Raw genomic sequence first — 5,212 nt, 5'->3', positions numbered from 1 at the left:
CTCCTCCGCCTCGCGCGCCGTGGCTTGCAGGGTCGTGCTCAGGGCAGTACCCGCCCTCACCGCCCGACCCGCGGGCAGAGCACCTAGCGCGTCGGCAAAGGTTACATCTACAAGGCCACTGTTGGTGCGACCTTGCAAGGCCGCCCAGGCATCATCCTTTGCCAGAGTACTACTGGAGACCGAAGCGATCTCGCTCTGATGCTTGGCCGCCACGTAATCGCCGAACTGCTGGACGTACTTGTCCGGCACGACAGGATCGTTGCCCGGTGCGTTGTACAGACCGGTGTTGCTCGCCACATCGAACAGAGCATGGTCCTGCCGTTGGGCATCCGTCGCGGCAAAGGCATAGACACGATCTCCGTCCGCGACGATGGGCTTGCCGTTGCTCCAGGTCAGGGCGATCCGCTGGCCTTTCAGTTGGTCGATGACCTGCTGGGCTTGCATCAGGTCCTGCTTGAGGCTCCAGCTTTCCGGATTGCTGTCCTTCAAGCTGGCCTGGAGAGCAGCAAGCTTCTGGCTGTCCTCACTGTCTACCGCAGCGCCACCTACGAGGGTGAGCAGCGTTCCCCAGCTCTCGCCGCTCTTGGTGTTACCCAAGGTCTGCTGCAGTTCCTGGGCTTTTTCATCAAGGATTTGGCGCTCAAAGCTGTGCAACTGCCGGTTGTAGGCCTGGGCATTGCCGGCGATCTCCGCGCCCTGCTGGACATTGCCGCCCACACTCGCCGCCGCCACTAGCCCGACCAATTGCGACGCCATGTTGACCAGCCGTTGGTGTTGGCTCTGGTCCGCGCTGGCCAGCAACGGGCTCTTGTCCAATGTTTCGATCAGGGCTTCATTGGCCCCAGCCGCTACGGCACCCGTCTTGAAATCCCCACCCATGGCTTCGGAGAGCAGGCCTCCCACCACGGCGTGCATGGCGGTCTTGCCCAGGCCGCTGTCTTCGAGCTTCCATTGCTTGCCCAGATCGCCGACCTCGTTGAAGGCGGCCGCCTGGAGGATGGAGAAGACGCTGCCTTTGAGGCTGTCGCTGAACTTGCCCTGGCCCAGGGCTTCGGAGAGGGTGCCCTTGACGGCGCCCTGCAGCAGTTGGGTTTCGGCGAAGCGGGTGAAGTTGCCCGGGTTGGTGAGGTCGGGGATGGCGCCAGTCACCTTGCCCGAGACCGGATCGACGGTGGTCTTGAACCAGTTGCTGCCGGCATAGCTCATGACGCCTGCCGTACCGGCGGCGATCATAGCGTTTTTCAGGCCGTCGCTGCTCAGGGTGTCCTTGAGCGTGGCGCCGATGTTGCCACGGTTGTTGATCAGGCTGACGGCACCCGAGCTGGCCATGGAGGTCAGCGCCGCTGTCGCCGCGACGTTGGCCCAACCAGCAGCCACTGCCGTAGTGGTTGCAGCGGTGGTCGCCGTGGCTGCGGTCGTGACGGTACCCGCGGCGGCCATGGCGGTACCCGATCCTGCCGTTGCGCCCGCTGCAGCTCCTACGGCAGCACTCGCGGCACCCGCGGTCAGCACGGTGACGACGATGATCACCGCCAGCATGGCGCCCTGGCCCAACCCCGAATGGCTGTACTTGAAGGAGTCATGGATCTCCTTCACCTGCCGCCAGTCGATGTCGCCCTGGGCTTCGGCCTGCTTGATCCAGGCCAGGTTGGGATCAGCCTTGACCATCGCATCCACGGTCTGGCTGACGGTCTGGGCGTTGATGTCCTTGACGTCGATGTGGATCTTGTTCGCCGCCTGGATCGCCAATTGCCCCTGGGCCACCAGCTCGCTCTGCCTGAGCGTCTCGTCGGTGTTGCCCTTACCCTTCATGCTGGTCCAGGCCAGGCTGTTACTGCTCTTCTCGTGGCTCTCCTGATGCAGGTCCTTCACCGCTTCGAAGGTGATGTCGCCGCCACTATCAAGCGTTAGATCCTTGCCGCTGCTGAGCTTGGCGGCCTGGTAGGTCTGGTCGCCTTCGCTCTTGAGGGTGATGTCGCCGCCGGCCTTGATCTCGCTGCCGAGGTTGCGCACGTCGGTCACTTCGTCGCGCTTGGTTTTCTTCGCGCCGAAGCTGCCTTTCTTCTTCATGTCGTACAGCGAATAGTCGCTGTCCTGGGCGGCCAGGACGTTGAGGTCCTTGCCGGCGTACAGGTAGGCCTCGTGGGCGGCTTCCACCTTGCTGGCTACCAGGGTCAGGTCGCCTTGTTTCGCCATCAGGCTGACGTTGCCGCCCGCGGTCAGGGTGGTGATCTGCTGGTCGACGTAGTCTTCCTGACGGGTGACTTTCTTGCTCTTGCTGTAGCTGTGGGTTTCGTCGGCTGCGGCGGCCAGGGTGAGGTTGTCCTGGGCGGTCAGGGTGGCGTTGCCGCCGGCACTGAGGGTACTGGCGACGGCGGTGAGGTCGCGGCCAGCACCGATGCCCAGATCACGCCCCGCCGTGAGGCTGCCGGTCAGCTGGGTGATGCTGGAGCGGGTGTTGTTGGCACCACTGCTGCGCCCGGTCTGCGTCTGGGCGCTGACCAGGTTGACATCGCGACCGGCGATCAAAGTGGCGTTGCCACCAGCGCTCAGCACACTGCCCACGTTGTTGATGTCACGCCCGGCAGTAAGGCTCAGGTTGTTGCTGGCTTCGATACGGGCGGCGCTGTCGGCGTAGTCTTCTCGCAGGTTCTGGCCGGCATAACTTGCCGTATGGGTAGTGACGGTACGTTCGTTGAGGATGTCGCCTTTCGAGGCCGTCAGTTCAATGTCACGCCCGGCGATGATACCGCCCGCACGGTTGGTGATGTCCCCCAGGGTGCTGGTCAGGCTCAGTCGATCACCGGACTGGATCAGGCCGCTGTTGACCAGGTTGTTGGTGGCCGTAGCGGTGAGGTTGTTGGTGGCTCTCAGAGTGCCGGCGTTGGTCAGGTCGTTGCCGGCGATCAGGGTGACGTCGCTGCCTTGGATGAGCGCGCCGTTGGGCGCCAGACGGTTGTTGGCGTGGGCCAGGTAGAGCACGGGGACCAGCACGTGCTCGCCGTTGATAACCTGGTCTTCCATCCAGACGATGTCGTGGGTCAGGGCCGCGACCTGTTCGGCGGTGAGGCTGACGCCCACGCTGAGGCCCAGCGCCTGCTTGCTCTGCAGGGCGTTGTCCATCAGGTACTTGAACTGGGCTTCATCGCTATTGAGGCCGGCGATGAAGCGTTGGCCGGTGCGAGCGACGATGGCCTGCTGGATCAGGCGCTGCTCGTAGAGGCCATCGCCCAGGCGTTTCCAGCTGGTGTCGGGGTTGTAGTTGAGGTTGCCCAGCAGGTAGTCCGAACTCATGAACTGCTTGAGGTCGGTCAGCGCCGGGTTGGTTTCCACCAGGTAGCGATGCGGTAGGTTGCTGCCCATCGCATAGGGAATGGGGGTCAGAGCTTCGCTTTGCACCGTACCTTTGGCGGCCACTATGTCGTGAAGACCACCGCCGGTCAGTGAGTCGTGCATCTTGCCGATCACGGCGACCGGAGAACGCATGCCGGTTCCGGATTCGAGCGCTGCTTGCCCATTACTTCCCGCCGCGTTGCCAATCTGGGCGGGCAAGGGAGCCAGGATAGCCGGCTTGGTAAAGGCGATGCCGTCGAGCTGAGCCTTGTTGGAGACTGAGGTGTCCGCCGCTTTCTCCGCCTGCAGCGACGCAACGTTGCCCGTCTGGGTACTCAGCAGTTGCTGGACAGTGGCGTCGCTACGGCCGGCGTTGTACTTGGCTACCTGAATGGTGGCCTTATCCTCGGCAGCGACTTGAGTACTACGAACACCCTCCACCTGGGTGAGGGTCTTCAGCTCGCCCTCACGGCCTTGTTGGCTGCTGAGACGGAAGAGGCCGTTCTGGCCGGTGGGTAGGGAGAAGCCGGGGAGCGTGGTGGGGTTGACTTGTTGCTGGGCTAGGTTAGGTGGTAGTTGAGAGTTAAACTGAACTACTGTTGGCGAAACGAGTGTGTTGCCGCGAACATCTTGTGTCTTATTAGCGCCCGCACCATAGCCATAATCTTGCCGTACAACACTATTCTCTAAAGACTGAGACGCTTGAATATAAACTTTACCGCCCGCCTGCACAATGGCGGACTGAGTAGCTCCGCCTCCCGCTGCAACTTCGACATCACTCACCAGATGTCGAGAGTCGAGCGTAGCTGGCAAAGGTACCAAATTTCCACGATCATAGAGCGACAACCTCTCTACATCCGTTCCCAGCGGCAGGTCAAGCTCACGACCAGTAACGGTATCTATCAGCGTATAAAAATACTCTCCGACTCCATCACTATTATAAGAATGTCCGCCTTCGACTCGTCCTTGTCGTATCTTGCCAGAACCATCGGTATAGGCTACTAACGTCGGATAATCCTTATCATTTCTTTGAACATAATTCATACCGTCCCCCCTCATAAAGCGGAAGAACGTACCATCAGTTATATCTACAAAATGAAAAACACGAGTCCTTTCGATAGTTCCTGCAGAGCCACCGAAATTCTTAAACTCACTCGAACTGATAGAAATATCATTTCGAGCAGCTACAGAACTTCTGTTATTTGAAAAGGAACCGCCATCGAAAAATAGACTCCCGCCGGACGAGATAAAAGCAGAAGGAGAGTCATCTGTCACAGTGCTCTCGTATTGCTCTCTAACCACATAATCAACAGTAAAGTAATCCCCTCTGCAGTCGTAGCAGAGAGGTGCCAAAGTTCCGGAAACCAGCGTACGCCCTAGAGCAAAGCTTTCGCGTCGATTCTCCAGCACATTAGCTTTTATGGAGAAGTCCCGATTACTCTCTAAAGTGCCAGATATATTCTTAAATGAAGCTGCTTGGCTGGACCCGTTGTAGCCTCTAGCATCTATAGAACCAAGGCTATAGACGTCAGCCCGGCTATTAGTGAATTCATTCACCCACAGCCCCATGTCGCCGCCACTGAAGATCAGGCTGCTGTTCTGGTTGGTCAGGCTCGGGGTGTTGATCGTGAGGTTGCCTGAGGCGCCCAGGGTGCCCTGGTTGACGACTTGTCCGGCATTGAGGGTGGCGTTACCCGCCGAGGTGATCCGCGCCTGGTTGCGCAGCAGGCCGCCGATGGTGAAGGTGGTGGTGCCGCTGCCAGCCGTCAGGCGGGCATTGGCGTTGTCCAGCAGCAGTTGCCCGGCGCCCAGGGTGAGGTCGTTGCCGCTGCTCAGGCGCCCGGCGCCCTGGTAGGTGCCGCCCAGGGTCAGGCTGAGG

General features: G+C 60.5%; 1 protein-coding gene and 1 pseudogene. One reads left to right on the top strand and one right to left on the bottom strand.

The window, feature by feature from the left end; translation table 11 throughout:
- A pseudogene (locus RND78_RS27465) lies at window positions 1–3,345 on the bottom strand (DUF637 domain-containing protein); the annotation flags it as partial.
- 1,656 nt (window positions 3,346–5,001) lie between these two features.
- Here RND78_RS27465 and RND78_RS27460 point away from each other — a divergent pair.
- Window positions 5,002–5,212, top strand: a 211-nt coding sequence (locus RND78_RS27460) for a hypothetical protein (RefSeq protein WP_312733366.1), incomplete at its 3' end; no start/stop codon positions are given.

The sequence above is a fragment of the Pseudomonas oryzihabitans genome (assembly GCF_032027545.1).
In the GTDB taxonomy this organism is placed as follows: Bacteria; Pseudomonadota; Gammaproteobacteria; order Pseudomonadales; family Pseudomonadaceae; genus Chryseomonas; species Chryseomonas oryzihabitans_F.
This window is presented reverse-complemented; position numbering and strand designations above follow the sequence as displayed.